This window comes from Leptolyngbya subtilissima AS-A7 (genome assembly GCF_039962255.1).
In the GTDB taxonomy this organism is placed as follows: domain Bacteria; phylum Cyanobacteriota; class Cyanobacteriia; order Phormidesmidales; family Phormidesmidaceae; genus Nodosilinea.
This window is the reverse complement of sequence record NZ_JAMPKY010000002.1, coordinates 210,363-234,264: the sequence shown is the minus strand read 5'-3', so window position 1 is coordinate 234,264 and position 23,902 is coordinate 210,363. Positions and strand designations below refer to the sequence as shown.

25 protein-coding genes are annotated in these 23,902 nt (G+C 52.8%); 13 read left to right on the top strand and 12 right to left on the bottom strand.

The window, feature by feature from the left end; all coding sequences use genetic code 11:
* Positions 1 to 24 precede the first annotated feature (24 nt).
* Together NC979_RS05645 and NC979_RS05640 are read left to right on the top strand one after the other, a co-directional pair.
* Positions 25 to 1,395, top strand: a complete 1,371-nt coding sequence (locus NC979_RS05645; RefSeq protein ID WP_190518301.1) for a hypothetical protein — start codon at positions 25 to 27, stop codon at positions 1,393 to 1,395.
* Positions 1,392 to 1,601 carry a hypothetical protein gene (locus NC979_RS05640; protein ID WP_190518299.1) on the top strand — a complete coding sequence of 70 codons (210 nt, stop codon included), beginning with the start codon at positions 1,392 to 1,394 and terminating at the stop codon, positions 1,599 to 1,601. Before NC979_RS05645 ends, NC979_RS05640 begins: the two co-directional genes overlap by 4 nt.
* Before the next feature lie 310 nt (positions 1,602 to 1,911).
* On the opposite strand, the gene NC979_RS05635 is transcribed toward NC979_RS05640, so the two are convergent.
* The 7 genes from NC979_RS05635 to NC979_RS05605 form a co-directional block, all read right to left on the bottom strand.
* A complete protein-coding gene (locus NC979_RS05635) occupies positions 1,912 to 2,961 on the bottom strand; it encodes a P63C domain-containing protein (RefSeq protein WP_190518297.1) in 1,050 nt (349 codons plus the stop codon).
* A 199-nt stretch (positions 2,962 to 3,160) separates the two neighbouring features.
* On the bottom strand, positions 3,161 to 4,003 hold the full coding sequence (locus tag NC979_RS05630; RefSeq protein ID WP_190518295.1) for a DUF6262 family protein: 843 nt from the start codon (positions 4,001 to 4,003) through the stop codon (positions 3,161 to 3,163).
* On the bottom strand, positions 3,987 to 5,591 hold the full coding sequence (locus tag NC979_RS05625) for a tyrosine-type recombinase/integrase (RefSeq protein ID WP_190518293.1): 1,605 nt from the start codon (positions 5,589 to 5,591) through the stop codon (positions 3,987 to 3,989). The genes NC979_RS05630 and NC979_RS05625 overlap by 17 nt, the downstream gene beginning before the upstream one ends.
* Positions 5,542 to 6,684 carry a tyrosine-type recombinase/integrase gene (locus NC979_RS05620; protein WP_190518291.1) on the bottom strand — a complete coding sequence of 381 codons (1,143 nt, stop codon included), beginning with the start codon at positions 6,682 to 6,684 and terminating at the stop codon, positions 5,542 to 5,544. The genes NC979_RS05625 and NC979_RS05620 overlap by 50 nt, the downstream gene beginning before the upstream one ends.
* A gap of 95 nt (positions 6,685 to 6,779) precedes the next feature.
* Positions 6,780 to 6,947 (bottom strand): hypothetical protein, encoded by a 168-nt coding sequence (locus NC979_RS05615; RefSeq protein ID WP_190519043.1) that lies wholly within the window; start codon positions 6,945 to 6,947, stop codon positions 6,780 to 6,782.
* A gap of 171 nt (positions 6,948 to 7,118) precedes the next feature.
* On the bottom strand, positions 7,119 to 7,946 hold the full coding sequence (locus tag NC979_RS05610; protein WP_190518289.1) for a porin family protein: 828 nt from the start codon (positions 7,944 to 7,946) through the stop codon (positions 7,119 to 7,121).
* A 293-nt stretch (positions 7,947 to 8,239) separates the two neighbouring features.
* Positions 8,240 to 9,175 carry a serine hydrolase gene (locus NC979_RS05605; RefSeq protein WP_190518286.1) on the bottom strand — a complete coding sequence of 312 codons (936 nt, stop codon included), beginning with the start codon at positions 9,173 to 9,175 and terminating at the stop codon, positions 8,240 to 8,242.
* 233 nt (positions 9,176 to 9,408) lie between these two features.
* Between NC979_RS05605 and NC979_RS05600 the strand changes: the two genes are divergently transcribed.
* The 7 genes from NC979_RS05600 to NC979_RS05570 all read left to right on the top strand — a co-directional run bounded on the left by NC979_RS05600 (position 9,409) and on the right by NC979_RS05570 (position 16,582).
* Positions 9,409 to 10,164, top strand: a complete 756-nt coding sequence (locus tag NC979_RS05600; protein ID WP_190518284.1) for a dienelactone hydrolase family protein — start codon at positions 9,409 to 9,411, stop codon at positions 10,162 to 10,164.
* 260 nt (positions 10,165 to 10,424) lie between these two features.
* Positions 10,425 to 12,992, top strand: coding sequence for a GAF domain-containing protein (locus tag NC979_RS05595; protein ID WP_190518282.1), 2,568 nt, complete (start codon positions 10,425 to 10,427; stop codon positions 12,990 to 12,992).
* 192 nt (positions 12,993 to 13,184) lie between these two features.
* Positions 13,185 to 14,129: an acetyl-CoA carboxylase, carboxyltransferase subunit beta gene (accD, locus tag NC979_RS05590; protein ID WP_190518280.1), complete on the top strand. Its 945-nt coding sequence runs from the start codon at positions 13,185 to 13,187 to the stop codon at positions 14,127 to 14,129.
* Between the two features lie 199 nt (positions 14,130 to 14,328).
* Complete coding sequence (gene psbV, locus NC979_RS05585) at positions 14,329 to 14,835, top strand: photosystem II cytochrome c-550 (protein WP_190518277.1); 507 nt, start codon at positions 14,329 to 14,331, stop codon at positions 14,833 to 14,835.
* A gap of 221 nt (positions 14,836 to 15,056) precedes the next feature.
* Entirely contained in the window at positions 15,057 to 15,473 is a 417-nt protein-coding gene (petE, locus tag NC979_RS05580) for a plastocyanin (RefSeq protein ID WP_073606532.1), read from the top strand.
* Positions 15,474 to 15,626: 153 nt separating this feature from the next.
* Positions 15,627 to 16,076: a GNAT family N-acetyltransferase gene (locus NC979_RS05575; protein ID WP_190518275.1), complete on the top strand. Its 450-nt coding sequence runs from the start codon at positions 15,627 to 15,629 to the stop codon at positions 16,074 to 16,076.
* 26 nt (positions 16,077 to 16,102) lie between these two features.
* Positions 16,103 to 16,582, top strand: coding sequence for an OsmC family protein (locus NC979_RS05570; RefSeq protein ID WP_190518273.1), 480 nt, complete (start codon positions 16,103 to 16,105; stop codon positions 16,580 to 16,582).
* 33 nt (positions 16,583 to 16,615) lie between these two features.
* Here NC979_RS05570 and NC979_RS05565 read toward each other — a convergent pair whose 3' ends face one another.
* Both NC979_RS05565 and NC979_RS05560 read right to left on the bottom strand, forming a co-directional pair.
* Entirely contained in the window at positions 16,616 to 17,629 is a 1,014-nt protein-coding gene (locus tag NC979_RS05565) for an alpha/beta fold hydrolase (protein WP_431191019.1), read from the bottom strand.
* A complete protein-coding gene (locus NC979_RS05560; RefSeq protein WP_190518271.1) occupies positions 17,629 to 18,564 on the bottom strand; it encodes a fatty acid desaturase in 936 nt (311 codons plus the stop codon). The genes NC979_RS05565 and NC979_RS05560 overlap by 1 nt, the downstream gene beginning before the upstream one ends.
* 237 nt (positions 18,565 to 18,801) lie before the next feature.
* On the opposite strand from NC979_RS05560, the gene NC979_RS05555 reads away from it, so the two are divergent.
* Entirely contained in the window at positions 18,802 to 19,518 is a 717-nt protein-coding gene (locus NC979_RS05555; protein ID WP_190518268.1) for a GntR family transcriptional regulator, read from the top strand.
* A 149-nt stretch (positions 19,519 to 19,667) separates the two neighbouring features.
* Positions 19,668 to 20,195, top strand: coding sequence for an alpha/beta hydrolase (locus NC979_RS05550; RefSeq protein ID WP_190518266.1), 528 nt, complete (start codon positions 19,668 to 19,670; stop codon positions 20,193 to 20,195).
* Positions 20,196 to 20,220: 25 nt separating this feature from the next.
* Here the strand turns inward: NC979_RS05550 and NC979_RS05545 are convergent, their stop codons facing one another.
* On the bottom strand, positions 20,221 to 20,382 hold the full coding sequence (locus NC979_RS05545) for a hypothetical protein (protein ID WP_190518264.1): 162 nt from the start codon (positions 20,380 to 20,382) through the stop codon (positions 20,221 to 20,223).
* Positions 20,383 to 20,724: 342 nt separating this feature from the next.
* Here NC979_RS05545 and gap point away from each other — a divergent pair, with 342 nt between their 5' ends.
* Entirely contained in the window at positions 20,725 to 21,777 is a 1,053-nt protein-coding gene (gap, locus tag NC979_RS05540) for a type I glyceraldehyde-3-phosphate dehydrogenase (protein ID WP_190518261.1), read from the top strand.
* Between the two features lie 195 nt (positions 21,778 to 21,972).
* Here the strand turns inward: gap and NC979_RS05535 are convergent, their stop codons facing one another.
* Complete coding sequence (locus NC979_RS05535; RefSeq protein WP_190518259.1) at positions 21,973 to 22,734, bottom strand: metallophosphoesterase family protein; 762 nt, start codon at positions 22,732 to 22,734, stop codon at positions 21,973 to 21,975.
* A 269-nt stretch (positions 22,735 to 23,003) separates the two neighbouring features.
* Here NC979_RS05535 and NC979_RS05530 point away from each other — a divergent pair, with 269 nt between their 5' ends.
* Positions 23,004 to 23,339, top strand: coding sequence for a slr1601 family putative cell division protein (locus NC979_RS05530; protein WP_190518257.1), 336 nt, complete (start codon positions 23,004 to 23,006; stop codon positions 23,337 to 23,339).
* Positions 23,340 to 23,569: 230 nt separating this feature from the next.
* On the opposite strand, the gene NC979_RS05525 is transcribed toward NC979_RS05530, so the two are convergent.
* The gene (locus NC979_RS05525) at positions 23,570 to 23,902 is read right to left on the bottom strand and encodes a hypothetical protein (RefSeq protein WP_190518255.1); all 333 of its coding nucleotides are present in this window, start codon (positions 23,900 to 23,902) and stop codon (positions 23,570 to 23,572) included.

The window sequence follows — 23,902 nt, the reverse complement described above, 5'->3', positions numbered from 1 at the left end:
CATAGTACTTTACTCCTTCATTAAATGACTACTGAAGTTGCCATTATAAATAGACAGGCTATAGCTTTGGCTGCCGATAGTGCGGTAACGATTAGCCTAGTGGTAGGCAACAGACTTGCAGGAGGCACAAAAATTTTCAATACTGCAAATAAACTATTTTCTCTGTCGCGTTTTGAGCCTATAGGGGTAATGGTTTATGGAGATGCAAGTCTTACAGGAGTACCTTGGGAATCTTTAATAAAGGTTTATAGGGCAAAACTTGGCAAAACCTATTTTCCTACCATTAGCGCTTATGCTGAAGATTTTCTCAACTTTTTATCAAATAACACTCATTATTTTCTGCCCGAAGACCAAGAGCGAAGTTTTAGGGCGGTCATCCTTAGCACTTTCTTCAACATCAAGCAAAACATAGAAAAAGAACTACTTGGGATAAAAAAAGAAAGCAAGGATGGGAAAGTGACATCTACTCGCATCAAGACGATAATAGACGAAGCAATAGACGACTGCTTCAATTATCTTGACAAAAAGAAATTTGCGGCGGGATTTGATAAGACCTTTGCGACCAGTTTAATATCTGAAAATGATGCAGTCACTAATGAATTAATGGATCAAGTGTTTGAGGATTTGAAAATCAATAAGTCTAACAAGAGCAAACTTCATAAAATCGCGGGACTTTCTGTATGCAAAGATGATTTTTCGTCCGGTTACTCCGGCATTGTAATAGCCGGATTTGGGAGGGATGAAATGGTTCCAGATCTTAAGCCGTATAAAATACAAGGAGTTTTTCAAGGTAAAGTCAAATACGCTTTTGACAGCTCTAAAGAATACTCAAACCGACCGCATTCGAGTATTATTCCATTTGCCCAAGAGGACGTAATCTATACTTTTGTTGCGGGGCTGTCAAGCCACCTTCTAAACATACAAGTCCAATCTATAGAAAGAATACTGGCGGCTTGGTTCGATAGCTTTACGAGCGCTATGCTGGCTAACTCTCCAGAAAATATGCCTGAAGACACAAAGGAGAGTGTTAAAAATCAGTCTAAGGAGACAAAGAACGCGCTGGTACACGAGTTCGTTGAAGAAATAAGAAAATACCAACACGATAATTTTATTGAACCTGTTATGCAAACCGTCAGCAACCTTCCGAAGGAGGAATTAGCTGAAATGGCTGAAGCGTTAGTTAGCCTAACCTCTTTGAGAAGGAAAGTTTCCACGGATGAAGAAACTGTCGGCGGCCCAACCGATGTTGCTGTTATCTCTAAAGGCGACGGATTTATCTGGTATAAACGAAAACACTATTTTGACCCATCACTTAATTCCGACTTCTTTGCCAGAAGAAGCATAGTAGAGTATAATGAAGGCAAAAACCCTGGGATGGAAGGCGAAGACTTATGAAACAGAGAAGAGTTGAAAATCAGGAAGTTGTAAGCATAGATGAATGGCTGAAAGAAAATTTCCCGAAGTCATATTCAAAAAATGTTGAGAAAGACCTTTATTCAGAAGAGGATAAGATCACTAAAGAGGCAATTAGAATTGCTGATGCAGTTGTCGAAAAGGTCTTCATGACAAAAAATATTTCACCTAGTTCTATGAAGAAATGACGATTCTGATTGGAGGTAGTTGTTACTATATTCGACCTACTCTTTTTTCCAAAAGAAATGTCACTTCTAATTAGCAATTAGGGCTTCTTTTATTCCTTGCTAATTTGCATAGGTCTAGTTTTGTCTTGTTCCGCTCTTTTTTGGGTCAGATGTTTTGAGCCAAAACGTAGAAGTCAAAGGCTTATAATAGATGTGGACCGCAGGGGATTCGGACCCCTCCTCCAGGGGCTTAGGAGGCCAGGAGGGTACCAGACGCGGCCCATAAGAAACCGAGGGGAATGAGCATTCCCTTCGGTTGTTTCTCTATTTTCTACAGCCCACGCCCGGAATCTTCGCTGAAATCTAGGTCTAGAGGCAAGGTTTCGTTGTATTTTGGATGAATCTTGTCTAATTTTCGTTGAAAGTCTGTATAGCTATCACTTAACTTCATTATAGTTACAACTGAAGATAAGTGTTCTCTTAGTTTGGGATGCCCAATATCAGGCGTTAGCTTTTGGAAGAATCGATGCTTGCGATTACCTGATTTGGTTTTGGGAACTGTATCTCTTAGTTCCTCTAATACTCCAGGAGCTAAGCGCTTGTAAACAATATCATTAGTTATCTTTCCGAAATATTGAGGCCGTTTTACGGTGTCGGTAGGATATGAAAGCCCCCTGAGCCTAAACAGCTCCTCGTAATACTCATTAGGAAATGTCTTGACCCATGCTTGCAATTCTTTTGCAATAAAAGCTTCTAGTATTTGAGACAGGGCATCTGAGGCTCTATCTCTCTGGTACCCAGTAGCTTCGTCAACCAAGGCAACGATGCCTACGTGGGCCAGTGCTCTCATCATAAGCCGAGCTTTCTGAGCTACTTGCTTTTGGCGTGAGCCAAGCCTAATCTCATCATCAGCGTCAATCCACACATCGCAAATTTTTGGGATAATTTCAGCTTTAATACCGTGGGCTAGGCTGCCCCTCTCAGTTCTATATTTCACAGCGATAGACTGCAGATCGCCCAAGTGCCTATCTACAAAGGGTTTGAGAGTTTTGAAGGCCAAAAAATGCGGCACTTCTGCAGCGACATTTTCGGGGCTTCTATTGTTTGCGACCCATCCGCTGTAGTACATATTCATGCCTTCCATGAAATCTGATTGAGTAAGGATACGAGTCCCGTCACTTAGCACAGAGCACGGAAATGTCATATCCCCAATAGTTAACTCCCCCGAATAAACGGCCTTTGGGACATCTTTGTTCCACCTAGCTTCAGCACCCCGCTTTGCTATCTCTCTCCGCTGTTCCAAGGAAAGTTTTTCAGCTCGTGCCTTGCCCCCCTTCGAGCGCCCAGAAGACTGCCCTGCCGATGCTGATTTGCTAGCCATAACTTTTGCTTGCTAATTGATGCAGCAAGCATAGCGCAGCAAGCATAAAAATATTACTCAGCAAGCATTCGTATAAGTTTTTGGAATTTATGTCGAGCCAATGTATAAGTGCAGCATATTAAATGGCTTAGTGTTTCAAGTGTATAAATGTCTTGGTTTTTGGGTATTAAAGACGCAAATACATCAAATTGGACTGGAATTAAGAGCCTAGTGGGTATTGCCTCGTTATTTCTTCAAACGAGTACCACTCTCCATCAGCAGACAAAACAAATTGAGTTCCGTCTTGTTGCATGGCTGCTCTAACCAAGCCCTTGTCATAAGCCCACTTCCACCACTGATTGAACTCTTCCATATCAGCCTTCTCCTGGTAAACCTCATTCGGCCTCCAGCAGTCTCTAACAGCGCTATGGAAGAAACCGCCAGGACTTCTTACTGGCCCTTTAGCCAGTGCTTCCTTAAGTGCCTCAATAGCAGTCTCCAAAATACCCACAGGCGTTTCGGTAATCAGCCGCACTAGGGTTGAATTCATTTCTACACCCAGATCGGCCAGAGCAAGCTGGATACTCTTTGGCTCAGGAGGCGTTGCGTCGGCACTGTTCAAGTGCATTTTTTGTTGCAAGCGCTCAACGTGAGCGTTGAGCCGCTGCACCTCCTTTTCCAGATCGCGGGCTTTTAGAACATGGCTGTAGGCCACCTCGTTTTGTCGCCTCAGATCTTTGTTCTCCGCTTCTAAGCGTTTGATGCGCTCCTTCATCGTTCTAAGCAAGGCATCTTTTGAGGCATCTGAAGCCCGCTGGTTGACTGGGGGCTGTTTTTTGGAGCCAGAAGACTGCGCCCGGAGTTGCTCAATACGAGCTTTAACGTCAGCTTCTTTGTAAAGCCACGCTTTGCTCACTCCAGCCGCCTCAGCAACGGTGTTGAAGTTTATAGGGCGTTTATCCTTAACGAGGCTCTGGATACCTTTCTCGACCTTCTCAAGTGCCTCCTGATGCTTTCTCTGGGCGCTTCGACGCAACCCATCAACACTACGTTCGACAGCCATCTTCGGCACCTCCCTCAAGTCCGTTGATGATGTTGTCTAAGCTGATCAGCTTTTTCTCGTTCATCTCAACTATCCGCTGCCAGCCGTTAGCTTTGGCTTTGTCGATAACCTTCAGCGTCTCCTCTCTTTCCTGTTGATGAGTAGGTAGGTGCTCAGAGGTTGTTCGGAAGTGTGTACAGGTTAAGCAAGCGTTTGCGTGAGGACATCCCTTAGAGATAGCTGGCAGAGCACACGAGCCATTTGGTAGTGCCTGAGCCTGAATATTCTTCTTGACCCATTGCAGTTCGTGGTCATCAGCCTCAATGTCATTGGGCTCAACCACCTGGCCTGATATGTTCACCACCTTGCCGCGAAATTTGGCGATTTCCTCCTTCATGGTTTGGTCGTGAATTTGTGCGTAAGTAGCCGTCATCTCAGGTGACTCATGCCCGAGATAACGCTGAATGATGTGCTGCGGCACACCATTGTTGATCATTCGAGTGCCGACGGTGTGCCGAAACTGATGGGTCTGGAAGTGCCAGAGCTTCCCACTTTCATCACAGATGCTGTGCTGCTTAGCAAGCTTGTTAAGGTACTTTGCGAAAGTTATCCGGCTCATTAGCTTGGCTCTTGGCCGGAAGCCAGTGCCACAATAGGTAGTGCAGAATAGGTACTCGTAAGGCTCATTCAAGTGCTCCTGGATGTACTGACGCTGCTCCTGAATGACTCGGACTACCTCCTTAGATACTGGGATGGTGAGTTCCTTCTTGAGCTTGAACTGGTAGTAGCGCAGGAACCAATCACCAGCACGGTCTTGCAGTAAGCAATCCGGCTTCAGGTGGAGCAACTCAGAGATTCGCATCCCACATTCTTGAATTACCAACACCATCCGCATAACCGGATCTGGCAGGTCATCCAGGTGCCGATTGAGCTGCTGCATCACAACTTCCGGGATGTACCGGGGGATTGCTTTAGGGCGCTTAGGATAGTCCTCTCGCCGGATTAAATACCTTGTGACTGGCAACCAATCGTTGTGATAGCACAGTTCTAGAAAGTCTCGTAAATCCCCTATAAGGTGAGCCCGTGTTGTTGCTGCTATTTTTTGACCTGCCAAGTAAGCCAAAAAGTCAATGATAATCTCACGGCTCACCTGAGCTGGCTCGATGGAGGGGTGCCGTTTGGCAAGGAATACAGAAAACTTGTTGACTGCACCCACCTTGTTTAGGGCTGAGGAAAAGCCTACGGTGCTGAGAGACAGCTTGATGAACGCCTTGCCCGCTTGACGCAACCAAGGCTGAGAGATTTTCGTGAATTTGATGGTGTAGGCCTGCTTGCCGACGCTCGGCGAAATTCCTAGACGGCGGCAGTCCCAAATATCCTTCTGGTACTCATCTTCAGGATTTATGTCAAACAGGTTTGGCGGAATGGGCTCGATAAAAGCCCGCTCACAATCCTTGCACCAGTAAGACTGTCGCTGTTTGCTGGTCGTGACACCTTTTTTGATGCAGTTCCCGCCGTTGCAGTGCTTGCAAAGGATTATGACGTCTGAAGGTTGCTTCCTACGCGGATATCGTCGGCCCTTCTTCTGGGGTTCCGGCTGTAGCGTCATGGTCTCGGCTCTCTAAATATTTCTGGTACGCTTCCTTGAGGTCGCCATCTTGTAGATGGACATAAGTATCGATGGTTGTCTGGATGCTTTGATGGCCTAGCCGCTTCTGGACGTAAGCCATCTGCATGCCATCCCGGACTAGCTCTGTAGCGTGGGTATGGCGCAACATGTGGGGATGAATCGCAATCCCGGTTTTCCTCTTGAGCCGCCTGAATAAATCCATCACGTTGTTATAGGTCATGGCTTCTCCGATGGCCCCGTCCCAGAGGTTCACGAAGACGTAGTCGCTGAAATTGCCCTCCAGAATTTCCATGAATTCCTTCTCCAGGTATTCGGTATAGAGCGCCATCAGCTCTTGCGAGACATGCAGGCTATAAGGATCTCGCGATTTAGCGCGGGCATTGTTGGCGTTATCGTCACGAGGCACGACTTTGATGAGATTGTCCATAGAGGCTATGTCCTCGTGTCTAAGCCCTAGAACCTGGCCTATGCGCATTCCGGATTCGTGGAGCAGGCAAATTAGGAATCGGTCTCTAATTCGAGTGCAAGCGCCAACGATAGCTTCAACCTGCTCTGTACTCAAGGCTTTTGGGTGCTTCTTTGGCACCTTCAGCTTGAGTAGCCGGGTCTTGACAGGCTTACCCTTCGTAATGTGGTGCAGGAACCCTTTGTATCGCCTGCCAGCCATGACTTGTGTGCGGTACAGAGGAATGTGTGGAACGTTGCCACATTTCTCGTGGAAGTCGTAGAGCATGCACACTGAGGAGAGAATCACATTGATGGAAGACTCTGACCGTGCGGCCTCCTGCTCCAGCATGGAGACCACACCTCCAGGGTTGGGGCTTCTGAGCCACATCATGAACTCGGCCAGCTCCGGTAGTCCCACGCCAGTCCATTCAAGGTGCTTGCTCTCCAAGTAATCCCAGTAGAGCTTCAGGTGGTAAGCGTACGCTCTCACTGTGTTTGGTGAGCGGTCAATATTTCGGAGGTAGTCTAAAAATTCTTGGACAGGCTCAATTGGCAAAAAGTCGTCACCAATCAGCACCCAACTAGGGACAGTGGAATCCGGGAGTACAACCTTTTGAACTTTCACGCTGTTTACTTCGTGGACGATAACGAACCGCTATTAGTTAGCATTCCACGATTATAGTATACGCGTATTGTTTTGTTGTTGTTTACTTTATAGAATTAAGAAAGAAGGCTGTAGTTTTCACCGGTGGGCAGCACGACCAAAATATCTTGATGATTGAGCAAAGCCTTAACGATCGCATCTTGGGGTGGGCGAAAGTCGCTATAGCCCCAAATCTGCTGAAACGCCTGGAGCACGCTGGCCCAGGCCATGGACTGTTCTGCCATCGTCACACCCTGAATCGTGCCTTCAGAATGCCCGAATCAGCCCCGCGATTTAGCCCACAGTTGGCAGCTTGCATACAAGGAAGGGGATCGCGCCTAAACACGATCCCCTTCCTAATAAGTGGCTACTGTTGCCTCAGATGGCATTGGCAAACGGGTGATTTATCCGTAGTTCTATTCAAAGATGAAGGGGAAGTTGTAGCCCACGCCCAGGGAGATACCGAGAGCAAAGCCGCTGGTGACTCGGAAGTTGCCTACGGCGTTAAAGGTAAAGTCGCGGGAGATGGGTACGTCGGCCCCAGCGTTGATCAGCAGACCCACATCGCCACTGGTGGGAATATCGACCCCAGCCCCAACGTAGGGCTGAGCACGGAACCCGTTGTAGCTCAAGGTGCTGAAGTTGTAGGTCACCGGAATGGTGAAGCTCGACCGGTTGTTGGTGATGGTCGCCCCAGGCCGCAGCGAGAAGCGAGGCCCAAGGGAGATTTTGCTGATGACGTTGAAACCAAAGCTAGACAGCCCGCTGTCGTTGCGACTGCCGATGCCGATGTTGCCGCCCACGCCCAGGTAAGCGGGGCTGATCTCGTAGGCCGGGCGGGTGGTGCCCTGGGCCAGATCAATAGAATCGTTGGCGGCGGGAGCAACCTCAATGGTGGCCGCCGTCAGAGCCGACTCAATACCAGTGGTGTCGAACGAACCTTGATCAGCGGTAAGCGACTCAGCCTCGGGCAAAGCGAGCAGGCTAGCATCAGACTCCGCTGGCTCCACCGGGGCGATCGCTTCAACGACAGGCACTTCAGCCGCAGCGGGCACTTCAGCGGTGGTGGCTTCGTCAGCTACAACAGGTTCAGTGGTTGCTTCAGTAGAGCTTTCGACTGCTTCAGCTAAGGTATTTTGGGTTGGCTCTAGCTCGGCCAGGTGATTGTGGGCCAGGGCCGGGGCAGCCATACCGGCTACGGCCGCTAGGCTGAGAGCTAGGGAAACTTGCTTGAGATACGCCATGATTCGTTCACTCCTCAGATTTTTGACAATCAAGTCTCATTGGCTAAATGCCAACGATTAATCGCTCTTGAAATCGCAATGTCGTAGTGAGATTCAGGAAAGTTAAAACTATTCCTATCGCTACAGATTCACACACCACATGTGCCTCTGAAATTGGCTGAATTGTACCATCTTCAGCCTAGGGACGAGGCTATGTTAACAACATTCTGCACCTACTTTGGATAGGCGCGACTCTACATTAGGGCAGATCAATATCGAAGGGTGACTAGCATTTTGGAACATTTGCCCTAACCCTATGGACTGACCATGTGCTGAACTATGAGACTGGCCAACCGAGGTAAAATTTGTCTGTTTTTGCTGTGCCCAGAGCTTTCGATAAAAGCTACTAGCAAACCAGGTTCGCCGCTGGGTAGCTCAAAGTAGGCGGCGTCGTGGCGCACCTTGCTGGTATACCCTGCCTTTGAATAGAGTCGAGTGCTCTGGGGTAGGCCTTCCCCCAAAAACCCAGTGAACTGGTCTTCTTCACCGGGTGCTGGCGGGGTAATGGGTTGATGGCGCCCCATCAAAGAGAGCATGGTTTGCGATCGCGCCGCCGACACCGCTACTCCGCCAGCAATGCTGTGAATTAACCGGGCTACGGCGTTGGTGGTAAGCCGATTGCGATTTTCGTAGTGCTCGCCTACAAAAGCTCGCTCGCGACCGTAGGGTCCATCGCCCCAAGGCTTTTGATTCATGTTTACCCCCACCAACTCAGGCCACGGCAACGACTGAAAGAAGCGGTTGATAATGTTGCGTTGGTAACACCAGGTTTCAAAGGGGCCAGGGGGCAGCTCCGGGCCACTGGTGGTGCCGCTCAGCAGATCGACAACTAGGGAAGTCGCGTCGTTGCTAGAGCCCACAATCATGTCCTTGAGTGCCCGGTCCAGCTCTGCCGATGGTTGGATCATTCCTTGCTCAACCCATTCATGGGCAGCTACCAGATAAAACAGCTTCACCACGCTGGCTGGGTAAATCTGCTCAACCCCCCGATAACTGGCCCCCCGAGGGCGGTGTTGCCAAAAATCATCGGTACTCAAAGCCCCGCCAGTATTGACGATGTAGGGCGGGTCATAGACCACCCAGGTCACGGCAATTTGAGTAGGCGTCAACGCAAACTCGGCCCGCACCTGCTCTAATACCTGTTCCAAGGTCGCTTGCAGGTCAGGATCAGGTGCAAAAAATGTCGTCATGCCAGTGCTTGTGTTCTGGGTAACCTCTTGTTGATTAAATCATCCTTCACCATAGCGGTAGATAGGTATGGGGGTGGATGGGTACGAGGGCGGAGTGGATGGGTACGAGGGCGGAGTGGATGGGTACGAGGGCGGAGTGGATTGGTGGGCATGCCGAGCGTCTATGCCCTACTCCTTACCTTTCTCAAATTCGTCCTGGCTCAATATATAGATCGTTCTGTTGGAGGTTGGTGGTGCAAATCAAACGCCGTGAGGTGGGGTTGACTGTAGACGACAGCCTGATGCGGCTTTATGTGGTGGAGCCTGTCGTTTCTGGCCAATATCCTGGCATTTTGTTTTACTCAGACATTTACCAACTGGGAGGGCCAATTTTGCGCTTGGCCGATCGCCTAGCTGGATACGGCTACGTGGTGGTGGCTCCAGAGATCTTTCATCGGCTAGAGCCCATTGGCACTGTGATTGAACCGAATGACTTGGGTCGCCTGCGGGGCAACGACGCCGCCAGCCGCACAGAGGTGGCTCAATACGACGCCGATGCAGCGGCAGCGCTGCACTGGCTTCAAACCTCGGACGCCGTCGCCCCCGGTCAGCTGGGTACAGCGGGCTTTTGCATTGGTGGCCATTTGTCCTGTCGCGCGGCGCTAAACCCTATCGTCAAGGCAGCGGTGTGCTGCTATCCGACTGGCATTCACAGCGGCAAGCTTGGGAGAGATAGGGCCAACACCCTAGAGCGCCTGGGCGAAATTACCGCTCGTCTGCTGCTGGTCTTTGGGGATCAAGATCCCCACGTGCCCGCCGAGGGTCGCGATACGATTCTCAATGCCCTGACCACCGCCAGTGTCGACCATAAAACTCTGATCTACCCCGCCAACCACACCTTCATGCGCGACGATGGCTACCGCTATGACCCCGCCGCCACTGACGCGGCCTGGGCGGAGGTGGTAACCTTTTTGGCCCATGGTTTTGGCACCGCTGCGCCACATTCTTGAGGGCCTGGGTATGTTAGGGCATGGCTAGGGGTCGGGCATTCTGTGCAAATCGCAACTTTCTGTCCTACGACCTAAGGTATACGGTTAGAGTAATAGGTGTTTAGCAGGTTCACTAATACCTCGGTGAGAGGGTTTTGCGGGGAAGGGTTTCCCTTTCGATTTGCCGCTTTTAGAAGATGAGCCTGCACAATCCCTCAACTTATCTAGGCGGCTGACTGCGCCCATTGTTTTCCCATCTGCCACGCTTGAATAGGGTTCCCATGGCACCTCAGATCGATGGCCTTTCCGGGCCGGTCTTCAACCAACGCAGCATGATCACCGCGCTGTCTCTGGCTAACCAAACCAGTTCTCTTACCAATCGGGTGCGCGATCTGCCCACCCCGCAGTTCATCAGTCTGCTTGATCAAATCACAGCAGAGTTTGAGCATTTTCTGCGCGCTATCGACATGATCAACAACGAGTCGTTGGAGGTCATGCTGGAGCAGATTTTGGAGGCGTTTACCCTCAAGATCGGCCAGATTCTTCAGGCTGAGCGCACCACTATTTTCATGGTGGATCAGGAAAAGCAGGAGCTGTGGTCGAAGATTGCCCAGGGGGATGGGGAGCGATCGCTCGAAATCCGTGTGCCTATGGGTAAGGGCATCTCGGGCCACGTGGCTACCCACGTGCTGCCGCTGAATATCCCCGACGCCTACGCCGACGATCGCTTTGACCCTACCCACGACAAAAAGACCGGCTACCGCACTCGCAGCATTCTCTGCATGCCGGTGCTCAGCAAAAAGACCGACAACATTGTGGCGGTGGTGCAGCTGCTCAACAAGCTCAACCATGCTCCCTTCGACGAGCAAGACGAGCGCCACTTTAAAGAATTTGCCGAGTCCCTGGGGGTAATTCTCGAAAGCTGCAACTCGTTCTACATCGCTGCCCGCAACCAAAAAGGCGTAGCCGCTTTGCTGAAGGCAATCTCGTCGCTAGAGCAGAGTTTGGATCTAGAGAAGACCCTGCAGTCGGTGATGGGAGAAGCCCGTCAGCTGATGCAGGCCGATCGCAGCACCCTGTGGCTGATCGACGACGAGAGCGGCGATCTGTGGTCAAAGGTAAAATCTGCTGATGGCAAATCGATGATGGAGTTGCGCAATCCTAAAAACAGCGGCATTGTCGGTCATGTCGCCACTACCGGCGAACTCCTCAATATTCCCGATGCTTACCAGGATCCCCGCTTCAACCCCGAACCCGACAAGCGCACCGGCTACCGCACCCGTAATATCCTCTGCATGCCCGTGTTTGACTCAGGCGGCAAGCTGATCGCCGTCACCCAGCTGATCAATAAGGCCCAGGGTACCTTCACCACCTCCGACGAAGCCTTCATGCGGGCCTTCAACATTCAGGCCGGTGTCGCCCTAGAAAATGCCAAGCTGTTTGAGAGTGTCTTGGTCGAAAAGCAGTACCAAAAAGACATTCTGCAAAGCCTTTCCGATGCGGTGATTTCTACCGATATGGAAGGGCGAATCATCACCATCAACGATGCCGCCCTACAGCTGATTGGCTGCCCCGAGGACACCGATCACAGCCGCACGATTCGCGATCGCTGGTGCGCTGCCCTACTCCACCGCCCGGTGTGGGAGGCAATCCCCATTGAGAGCCTGCGGTTTCGCCTCGAAGACAGCCTCGGCAAGGGAGCGCGCCACTACGTGCCGGAGCAGAGTTTGCGGGTGGCGATCGCCCCTGGCCCTGGCACAGAGCTAGACCCGATCTCAACGCTGGCTCTGCCTGACAGCGACAATCCTGCCCTCTACCGACCTTGGGGCGATCCGGCCGCGACCCCGGTACCCCAAGAGGTGGTGCAGATTTTCGAGCGCAGCATCAATCTCACCGTTAATCCCCTCACCAACCCCGAGGGCGGCGTGCTGGGCGGTCTGCTCGTGCTCGAAGACATCAGCCAAGAAAAGCGGATGAAGAGCACCCTCTACCGCTATATGACCCCTGGCGTCGCCGAGCGGGTCATGGCCTTGGGCGACGATCTACTCATGAAAGGCGAGCGCAAAGATGTCACCGTGCTCTTCTCAGATATTCGCGGCTACACTACCCTGACCGAAGACTTGGAAGCCGACAAGGTCGTCGAAATGCTTAACGCCTACTTCGAAACCATGGTCGAGTCGGTGTTCCATTTCGAGGGCACCCTCGATAAGTTTATTGGCGACGCGCTGATGGCGGTGTTTGGTGCGCCTTTGCCCCTGACTAACCACGCCTGGGCCGCTGTGCAAAGCGCCCTCGACATGCGGCGACGGCTAGCCAAATTTAACAACGAGCGCGGGGCTCTAGGGCAACCCAAAATTCGCATTGGCATTGGCGTCAGCTCCGGCGAAGTTGTCTCGGGCAACATCGGCTCCCAGCGCAAAATGGAGTACACCGTGATCGGTGATGGGGTTAACCTCAGCTCCCGCTTAGAGGGGGTGACCAAAGAGTATGGCTGCGACATTGTGATCAGCGAGTACACCTATGCCCTCTGTGCTGACAGAATTTGGGCCCGTGAGCTAGACCGCACCCAGGTTAAGGGCAAACAGCGCGCTGTTGGCATCTACGAACTCATCGACCAGCGCGACGCCCCGCTCACCGCCGATACCGAAGCCTTTCTCGACCTCTACGCCCATGCCCGCAGCGCCTACACCGCCATGCAGTTTGAGCAAGCGCTGCGCCTATTTGAGCAGGCCCAGCAGATGCGCCCCAAGGACAAAGCCGTGACCGTGCACCTGAGCCGCGCCCGACAATACCTAGTGCAGCCGCCCCCGGAAGACTGGGACGGGGTCTATGTCATGACAACAAAGTAGCGAACAGGCCGCAAACTCGGTTTGGCCCTGGTTCTGCCATGGCTCAAATCGGTGCACCAGCGGCCATCACCCAGCATCTGACTCAGCCCATCTATGGGAGCCTATCTATCGAAGAAGGAGCAAACCCGGTAGGATGGGGGTTGTGTTCAAAACGAACACTTTTAGGTCGTTCTGTCGCCGATGAGCCCACGCATGTCTCTGTTCGACTGGTTTGCCAATCGCCGTAAGTCAGGTCCCATTAGCGAAGACCGCCAGGAGCGAGAAATTGCCGATGGTCTCTGGACGAAGTGTGAGCACTGCGACGTCCTCACCTACACCAAAGATTTGCGCACCAACCAGTGGGTCTGTAGCGACTGTGGTCACCACCACCGCATCTTTAGCGACGAGCGCATTCGCCAGCTAATCGACGCCAACACCTGGCAGCCTCTCGACACCCACATTCAGCCTCAAGACCCGCTCAAATTTAAGGATCGCAAGGGTTATGGCGATCGCCTGCGCGATACCCAAGCCAAAACCAAACTCACCGACGCTGTGCAAACCGGCCTAGGCGAGCTAGATGGCCTGCCCATCGCCCTCGGCGTCATGGACTTTCGCTTTATGGGCGGCAGCATGGGCTCGGTAGTCGGCGAAAAACTCACCCGCATGATCGAGCGCGGTACCGCCACTAACCGACCGGTGATCATCGTCTGTGCCTCCGGTGGAGCCCGTATGCAGGAGGGCATGCTCAGTCTGATGCAAATGGCCAAAATTTCGGGCGCGCTCCAGCAGCACCAGGCTGCCAAACTGCTCTACATGCCGGTGCTCACCCACCCCACTACCGGAGGCGTCACCGCCAGCTTCGCCATGCTGGGCGACATCATTTTGGCAGAGCCTAAGGCCACCATTGGCTTTGCTGGTCGCCGCGTCGTCGAGCAAACCCTGCGCGAAAAACTGCCCGACAATTTTCAAACCGCCGAGTACCTGCGCGAACACGGCTTTGTCGACTCGATTGTGCCGCGCACCCAGCTCAAGCAGACCTTGGCTCAGTTGATTCGTCTGCACCAGCCGGTTGCTGCCCCCGCTGCTGTCGAGAACCATACCCCCTGGACCAACGGCCTCAATGCCGCAGAGCCAACTCATATTGGCGTCGATTTATAACGGCGAGCATTGGGAATGGCCCCCTTCGGTGGCATGATAGACATTACGTGAATAATTTAATGGAGAAAACTCCGTTGAATTACATCTAAATCCAAGCCTAGGCGTGGAGTTTTGCCTGATGGGAAACTTCAGAACCTAAGTTGGACTTAACATAGCTGTGTTGATTTCATACCCAAGCCCTATACATTCGAGGAGAACCATGTTGAAGAGATGCATTTGGCTAGTTGCGGTCGCACTCTTCTTTGTCAGCCATCTGGTCATGGGAGACGCTGTCGCGGCTGAGCTAGATGAAGCCACCCGCACCGTACAGCTCAATCCCGACGGAGACACTTATGTGTTGTCTCTAGAGCAGGTGACCCGTGGCCGTCGCCAGTTTAACTACGCCTGTGGCACCTGCCACGTCGGGGGGATCACCAAAACCAACCCCACCGTTGGCCTTGATCCGGACTCCCTAGCCGGTTCCTTGCCTCCCCGCGATAACCTTGAATCCCTGGTGGCCTACCTGAAAGAGCCGATGACCTACGACGGTCTGACCGATATTTCTCAGGTACACCCCAGCAAAAAAAGTGCTGATATCTTCCCCAAAATGCGTAGTTTGACCGAGGAAGATCTCGTGGCGATTTCAGGCCATATTCTGCTTCAGCCCAGGGTAATTGGCGACATGTGGGGAGCTGGTAAAACCCGCTTCTCTGCTCCTCAAGTCTAGGGACGGTTAAGTTATTTGGGAACTTCCCCATCTTTGATGGATTGAACCCTGGAGTTTGCACCTGCGATTTCTGCTCACAGAGTTTCGTAGGTTGCCGGGGACGGCAATTACTCCAGGGCTGAGGCCCCAAGTTACTGCGCAAAGCGGGTAATATGCCATAGGAAGGCTGTTCAACAGCCTCCTGACTGATTGAACTAGAGATACGAGCTTTAGAGGTAGTTATGCAACGTGTATTTCGCGCCGCCCAGCGTTTGGGCTTGGTTATTCTGTCTGCTCTGTTAGTAGTGGGTACTCTCACCCTGGCCTCTGCCCCTGCTGCGGCCACCAACTACGATGTAAAAATGGGTTCTGATGCAGGTCTGCTGGTGTTTGAACCTAGCACCGTCACCGTTAAGCCTGGCGACACCGTGACCTGGGTCAACAACAAAATGGCCCCCCACAACGTCGTGTTTGATGCTGCTGGTGTGCCCGGCGACAAGGCTCTGGCCGACAGCATTTCCCACACCCAGCTGACCTTTGCCCCCGGCGAAAACTACGCTACCACCTTTACCAGCGACATGCCTGCTGGTACCTACACCTACTACTGCGCTCCTCACCGTGGAGCTGGCATGGTAGCCAAGGTTATTCTAGAGAACTAGTCTTCTGACTCTGAGGTGCTTAAAGCCTCAGCTCAATAGTAGTTTTGAAAAAGGGCGTCCCATGGGATGCCTTTTTTTGCTGAGGGATATCCTAATGAGGTTTTCTTCACATTTGCTGTGTACACTACTAGCCCACAAACGCTTGTATAGACTATGCAGGTAAAAGACCTCACCCCAGCAGAATGGCCGTGGCCCCTACTGCTGGATGCCGATCCGTCGCGAGAGCTAGTCGATGCCTACATCCATCAATCGACGGTGATGGGGTTGCTGGAGGGGGATGCTGTAATTGCAGTGGTCGTGCTACTACCGCGCGATCGCCAGGTGATTGAAGTAATGAACATTGCCGTTGCCACCAACCACCAGGGCAAAAAGCTGGGGAAGTTACTGTTGGCGGCAGCCGTGGAGCGATCGCTCCAGCAGGGTGCCAAGCGCATGGTTGTGGGCACCGGCAACTCTGGTATTGCTCAGCTAGCGTTTTACCAAAAGATGGGCTTTCGGCTAGAGTCGATCGATCGTGACTATTTTGTGCGCACCTATCCAGAACCGATTTATGAAAACGGCATTTGGTGCCGCGATCGTGTCATTCTTACCTTAGATTTTTAGCCTGCCTTAATTTCTAGAGGATTAGGATGACCAAATCAAAGCCCCACCTCTATCGGGTAGAAGTAATATGGACGGGCAACACCGGGTCGGGCACCCAGAGCTACGGCACCTACGATCGCGCCCATACCATTACCGCTGACGACAAACCGGCGATCGCGGCCTCTGCCGACCCAGTCTTTCGCGGCGACAAAACCAAATACAATCCCGAAGAGCTGCTGGTTGCCTCGCTGTCGAGCTGCCACATGCTGTGGTATCTGCATTTATGTGCTGAGGCCAAGGTGATTGTCACCCGCTATGTCGACTATCCGATCGGCACGATGATGGAATCGGGGGACGGCGGCGGGCAGTTTTCTAAGGTTTTGCTCAGGCCCATTGTCACCATTACGCCGGAGAGCAACTCAGAGCTGGCAACACAGCTCCACGGGCAGGCTCATCAAAAGTGCTTTATTGCCAATTCGGTCAACTTTCCGGTGCAGTGCGAACCGTCGGTGCAGCTTGAGCCCTAGGTAACTTCTCAATGGCTGCACCTTGGGGAGGGGTTATTGGGTTAGAAGTGCTGCGATCGCCCTCTGAATAAACGCCTCGTCTTCAGGATTCTGGTAGGGGTTACCCGCCCGATGACCCCAAATTGAGGGGATAGGCCGATACTCGGTATTGGGAATCAGCGCTGCCTCGGCTTTGCAATCCTCAGGAGTGAAGTACAGATCGGTGGTGGCAGGCATAACCAACGTTTTGGCGGTGATTGACCCTATCGCTTTGGCATAGTCGCCCTGGTAAACCGGGTTATCGCCCACATCGCAGCGTAGCCAGGTGTCGATCATGGCCAGCAGATTGTGGGGGTTGCGCTGGCGGTAGCCCGCCTCCCAGCCGCGCAGAATGTAGTCTTCGAGGGAGTCGTAGCCCCAGTCTAGGTAGGGCTTAGCTCGGTAATAGGCCTGGGAGGCTGCCCAGCTAGCGTAGATCTGGGCAAAGGTGTGAAAGCCGCGATCGGGAGTGCCCTCAAACCGTTCGCCGTTCCAGGTCGGGTCACTGGTGAGGGCGGCCCGCAGGCTATAGAGAAAGATTTTGTTGTGATCGGTGGTTTTAGCGGTGCCGCAGAGGGCTGCGATGCGCTGCACGCGATCGGGGTAGAGCGCGCCCCAGTGGTAGCCCTGCTGCGCCCCCATCGACCAGCCGTAGACTAGGGCCAGCTGGTCGATGCCCAATTCTTGCGTAACTAGAGCCTGCTGGGCGCGCACGTTGTCGTAGTGGGTGAAGTAGACGCCAGGCTGGGCTACGGCGGGGTAGTTGCTGGGCGAGGTCGAAAGGCCGTTGCCAAACATATTGACCATCACCACGCACCAGCGATTGGGGTCGAGAATGCCGCCGGGACGCACTAACCAGTTAACATCGGTGTGCTGAGCTCCGTAGGAGGTGGGGTAGAGGATGGCGTTGCTGTGACGACTGTTCAGCTCTCCATAAACCTGATACACCACTTCCACTTGGGGCAGTACAACACCGCACTGGAGAGGAAATTCCTGAAGCGTAAACCGCCCCGGTGTGACCATACTCATTAGCTGAAATCCGTCGCAATGCTGCGATGGGCTCGCACATAGCCAGCATCTATGCAGGTGAAGTAGGGCTTGAGCTGTCCGTGGGCCGCTGGCAGCGCCTGAAACGGAATTGATGGGTAGAGGTGGTGCTCAGCGTGGTAGGGCATGTTCCACATCAGCCAACGTAGAGGCCAGAGGGTGAGCGTGGTGCGGGTGTTGATCAGCGGGTTGGCGTCGTTAGGGCAGCCGGTGTGCTCAGCCAGTAGCACAACCCGCAGTAGGGGTTGACCCACCGCCAGCGGTAGCACCCAGTAGGTGAACAAAAACCACGGCTGGCCCAGCAGGGTAGAGACTACCACTACCGCCGCATAGGTCAGCAGCTGAAGTTGCACCGAACGAACCACCTCAGCGTGGGAGCTTTCGGGTAGATAATATAGACCGTCCAGTTGCCCAAAGGCGACTTTGCTGTGGCTGCGCACCTTGCCAATCCACCAGGAAATGCCGCTCATCTGCCAGACGTAGTTGCTTAAGCTGGTAGGCTTGTCGTCTTCTAGCTCAGGGTCTTTGCCGGGGATCTGGGTGTAGCGATGGTGCCACTTGTGGTAGCGCCGGTAAAACGTACTGTTATAAAACGACAGCAGCCCTGCTAGCCAGGCTGCTCCTTCATTGAGACGGGAGTTAGCGAAGGCGGTCCGGTGGCAGCACTCGTGCATGGCACAAAACATTAGCGCTAGGCTGGCCCCGTAGATAACCAGGGCGGGCAGCGCCAGCCCCAAGGGAGCAGTGGCCCAGAGGTAGCCGCTGATGGACATCACTGCTAAGTGGCCCAAAAACTGCCTGGCCCCGGCCCAGTTCGATCGCTGGTTGAGGGTGGCCAAGGCCGCTGCCGATAAGATCTGGCGTGGCTGGCGAGGCAATAGTCTGGCTTCGACGGCAGGGGTAGTATTCGTAAGCATGGTTAACGTTCTGGTAGAAAATGTCTGGGCAACGTCAGATAATTAAGAAATTGGGAAGCAGCCTGTCTGCGAAATGCTCGGTTGCTCAAACCACTATTCCCACAACGACCTACTAACTAAATCGGCCATCACAACGACCCTCTTTCAGCTTGTTATGACAAGTGAGCTTAGCACAATTATTCGGGGTGGCAAAGCCGTTTTGAAGCATGTCTGCCGTTTGTTGATGGTTCCCTGACCATGGCTACTCCGCTACACATCAGCATTTCTGAAAAGCTGCGCCACCAGATCGAATCGGGGGTGTACAAGTCTGGCGATCGCCTGCCCAGTGAGCACCAGCTGATGGAAACCTTTAGCGTCAGCCGCATTACGGCCCGCCAGGCGGTAGCGAATTTGGTGAGTCAGGGGTTGGCGATCGCCTACCGAGGCAAGGGCGTCTTTGTCACCCCGCAAAAAAAGGTTACTTACTCCCTCTCCAGCCCGCTGGTATTTTTAGAGCAAGATATGGCCCGTCAAGGGGTCGCCTTTTCCTTTGAAAACCTGATATTTGAGACTACCCCGGCTCCGGCTGAGGTGGCGACGGTGCTGGGCATTGCTCCTGAATCTCGCGTTTACCAGCAAAAAAAACTCTTCCGCATGGATGGGGTCGCCGGAGCGGTGGATCTGTCGTATCTGATCGCTGATCTGGGCAAGCGGTTAGCCCCCCTGCTCGAACAGCAGATGAGTTTCCCCACCCTCGCCCAAAACGGCATTCCCATCGAGCGTATAGACGGCGTAATTGAGTGCACCCACGCCGACTACGACCTGAGCGGCTACCTGGAAGTGCCCTTGGGCCACGCTCTCATGGTTTACCGCTACACGGCCTACAGCAGTAACCAGCAGCCGGTGCTGCATGGGTCTACCATCTCCCGCGCCGATCGCTTTTGCTATTCTCTCAGCACGCGATCGGGCAGCTAAGGCCGGTGAACTAGCGCTGTATGCCCAGTTTCTGATCTAGCTTAGAGAAACTGGGCGACTCAGTCAGCCTCGTTATACTGATCACACAGGTCAGGCCGCAACCTTTGGGGAAGCCCTGACGTCAGCAGATAAATCGGTAGGAGGTCGCGATGCAACATCGAACCCATCAAGTTATAACGGCAGTGGCGTTAACCGGCCTGGGCTTAGGAGCTTTGGTTGCTCCAGCGGGGGCGGCTGAGTCAGTGCGCCTCAACTACCGAGGGTTTAGCCGCACGGTGCCTGTGGCGTTATTGACTGCCCTAGCTGAAACCGGTGACTCCTCCGGCTCGCTTGGCGGGCTGCTCAACCAGGCAGGGCAGAACCCAGCGGATCTGCGATCGCTGCTAACTCGCCCTCTGCCTGTTAACTCAGTTGTGCTCGATCGCTCCCTCAACAGCGGCCCTGGAGAGTGGGCCCTCGATCAGCTCGGTGACTCTATACATACGAGTAAAGGCGAGGCCGATCGCCAGGCGCTGCGAGCGGCCTTGGTGCTATCCGCTAGCGACGATAGCCATATCACCCTGCTAGAGGTGCTGCAACAGTACCCCACCGAAGAAGTAGTGCTGGAGGGCGATCGCATTCAGGATGCCTACAATAGTCTGGCCAGTTTTCTGCGGCCCCTGTCAATTTTTCTATAACCGCCGCTTGAGAACCCCTAGCAGCTCAACGGTTCAAAAGCGAAACCGCTACCATCCCCACCACAATCGCTACCACCAATAGCGTCAGTGGCTCCAGCTTGAACTCTGAGCTTTTGCTAGAGCCCGTGGCGTAAAAGAATGCGGCAAACACCATCAATATCACAACTAGATCCAGGCCAGTAAACACAATGCATTCTCCTATGGCTGACTGGAACCTAATGCCCAGCGGTAGCGGCAAAAACTGTGCTTGACCACAAGTGCAGATCTGGCTACAGCTGTTTCGTTTTGCTACCGACTTAACTCAGTATTTTAGTCGTCCTAGCAAAAACTGAACTCTGAAATAAAAGCGTAGATCTCGCCCTAACAGAAGTTTTCCCCATAGCATTTCTCCTGTGGGGAGTGCGGGATATTTGTCAAGGGGTCATGAGTTTTTTGGTCACCGTTCACGCCAGCGCCCCTGTTTAAGCAGGATTACAGCTCAATAGCTAACCGTCACTCCCCAGCAATCTACGTAAAGGATATTCCAACTATGACGACCCTAAAAGTTGGCATTAATGGGTTTGGTCGCATTGGTCGCCTGGTACTGCGCGGCGGCATCAAAAACCCCAATCTTGAGTTTGTCGGTATCAACGACCTTGTGCCCCCCGAGAACCTCGCTTACCTACTCAAATATGACTCCACCCACGGCCGTTTCGACGGCACTGTTGAAGCCGTAGCCGACGGTATTGTCGTAGACGGCAAAAAAATTCCCTGCATGGCCATGCGCAACCCAGCCGAACTGCCCTGGGGAGATCTCGGTGCTGACTACGTGGTCGAATCTACCGGCCTGTTTACCACCTTTGATACGGCTCATCAACACATCGACGCTGGTGCCAAGCGGGTGATTCTCTCTGCTCCCACCAAAGACCCCGACCGCGTACATACCCTAGTGGTTGGCGTCAATCACGACACCTTTAATCCTGCCAATGACATCATTGTGTCAAACGCCAGCTGCACCACCAACTGTCTTGCTCCTGTCGCCAAAGTCCTTAACGACGCCTTTGGTCTAACTGAAGGGCTCATGACCACTGTTCATGCGGCTACTGCTAGCCAACCCACCGTCGATGGCCCCTCTAAAAAAGACTTTCGCGGCGGTCGCGGGGCTGGTCAAAATATCATCCCTGCCTCTACCGGGGCGGCCAAGGCCGTGACCCTGGTGCTGCCAGAACTCAAGGGCAAACTCACCGGTATGGCGTTTCGAGTGCCAACCCCCAACGTATCGGTGGTCGACCTTACTTTTAGAACGGAGCGGCCCACTAGCTATGAGGCCATCTGTACAGCGGTCAAAGCCGCCGCCGAAGGCCCCATGAACGGTATTTTGAGCTATACCGAAGACGCTGTAGTCTCTAGCGATTTTATTACTGACCCCCACTCCAGCACCTTTGACGCTGGGGCAGGCATTGGCTTAAGCGAGAATTTCTTTAAGGTAGTGGCTTGGTACGACAACGAGTGGGGCTACTCGATGCGGGTGGTCGATCTCATGCTCTACATGGCTCAAAAAGAAGGCATTCTCTCTGGCATCAAAATCCCCGCCACGGTGTAGACCAACAAAATACAGCAGTGGCCCCTGCGCTTAGGATACAAATCCTGACTACTGGCAAAAACTGGGGCAGCGCCTTGGCAGATTACTATTGCTTCAAGGGGTGAGGACATCTAGCCTCACCCCTTGAAGTGATGGTTATACCTGAGGCAAAGCCCTTTGCCTATCCTGCCTAGGCTGAGGTCGCGCAGTGTCTCCCTAAAACGCGGCGCGGGTGGCCATGTCGCGGGGGCGTTTTTTGATCATCGTGGGGTCGAGGTAGGTGATTGCTTCGGCGCACGATCGCACCCGTTCAATCGGCTCAAACACATTCACCTGGTAGACGATCTGGTTATCCCAGTCGAGGGCAGTAAGCCAGCCGCTGCGGGGGTGGTAAACACCCGTGTCAATATCGAGCCAGCCGCGCCCAGCGACAATTTGGCCAGGGTCTACGCCGGGGAAGGTAAAGGTAATGGTGTGGCCTGTGATGATCAGCTTGTCGGAGAAAAAGGGTGTCAGGCTGCTGTGGAAGGTTTCGCGGATCCAGCACATTTCATAGCTGCTCTGCTCGGCGATAGGCAGCATAGGGTTAACCCCAGCATGAACTAGCCACAGATCGCCTAGGTCAATGTAAAGGGGCAGCTGGCGCAGCCAGTCGAGGTGGTCTTCAAGGGTGGCGGCAGACCCGTGGTAGCTGGTCAGGGTGGCCTGGCCACCGCTAAAGATCCAGCCTTGGAGGGTGGGTGGGTTGATTTTGCCGTCGACAAAGGTGTCGAGAATCAGCTGCTCGTGGTTGCCCCGCACGCAGCCAGCGGCATTACGGCGCACAAAGTCGACCACATCAGCGCTCTTAGGGCCGCGATCGATTAGGTCACCGACACAGTAGACTTTATCGTCGGGTTCTGGGGCGATCGCCTCCCACAGCCGCTGAAGGCCGTCAAAGTGACCGTGAATGTCGCCAATAAAAATGCGTCGGGGCATGGGGTAGGAAATCCATTACCTTTATTATGCCTTAACCCCCAACTCAACTCCTGGTTTTTCGTAATGCTTAGGTGTTTAAAGGCAATTCAACACAGAGTTTCTAACTGAAGTTAGAGATTTAGGATTGTTTAAAGGTAAAACGCTTACTTCTAAGGGCAGATGAGGTTTATTCTCATTGTTCTCAGGCATAATAAAGGCCAGCTTAAAGCACTTACCCCATGCACCAGTCCCGATCTCGTAGCTCGCTGCCTACGTCTTCTGCAAATCGAATGCCTGCTCAGCGGCGACGAGGACGGCGGTCAGCACAACCCTGGCGGCGCTTAGCTCGTCATACTCCAGTCTTTGAGCTGAGTGCTCGGTTAGGAGTGAACTGTTTTTTAGGGTTGGTAGCAGGCGTGTCGCTGGTGCGATTGGTGCCCTATCTTCAAACTCAGGTGCAGCAACTCGAGACAGTGCGCCATGAGCTTGATCAAGCAGAGGTAACCCACGCTCGCCTAAGGGCTGATTTTGATCGCTACTTTGACCCAACCCAAGCCGGTCGGGTAATTCAAGAGCAAACGGGCTATCGCACCAAGTCAGAACGACAGGTGGTCTGGACGGATTAAGCGAGCATAGACGGTAAATGCAAGCTCCCGCTGAATACAATGCTTGCAGTCTTACTTGCTTCACCGATAGTGCCACCTCCTTGGCCTGAACATATTGCGATGCTTAATGTCCAAGCCAAAGAGGTGGCAATGGATGAATACAAATCAGTCTGTTTGATTCAAAACAGCTCTGATTAATAACTCACAACTTTGTAAGAAGCAAAAAAAGCTTGGACTAATCTACAAAAAAATTATTTTTGCTGCGATTGCAAATCTGTCATCAATATGTTGATCCGCTCGGCGACATCGGCTTTTGCATCTGGATCAGAATCATGCAAAAACACGTCTAGCACAAACCAACGACACAGCGGCGGGTCAATAAAAATTAATCTTAGAATCAGTTGATTCAAAACCTCTGTCACGAGCTCATCCGGTAAGCGCCGAATTTCATCTCGAATGGCTAAGGCCGTCTCTAAGTCTCGGCTCTCACCGACTTTTGTTACAGCTTGAACCACAGCCTCAACCAGTTGGGGTAAATTGATTCCCGACTGACTCAATTCGTTAGGTAAAGGTTGATCGTCCAA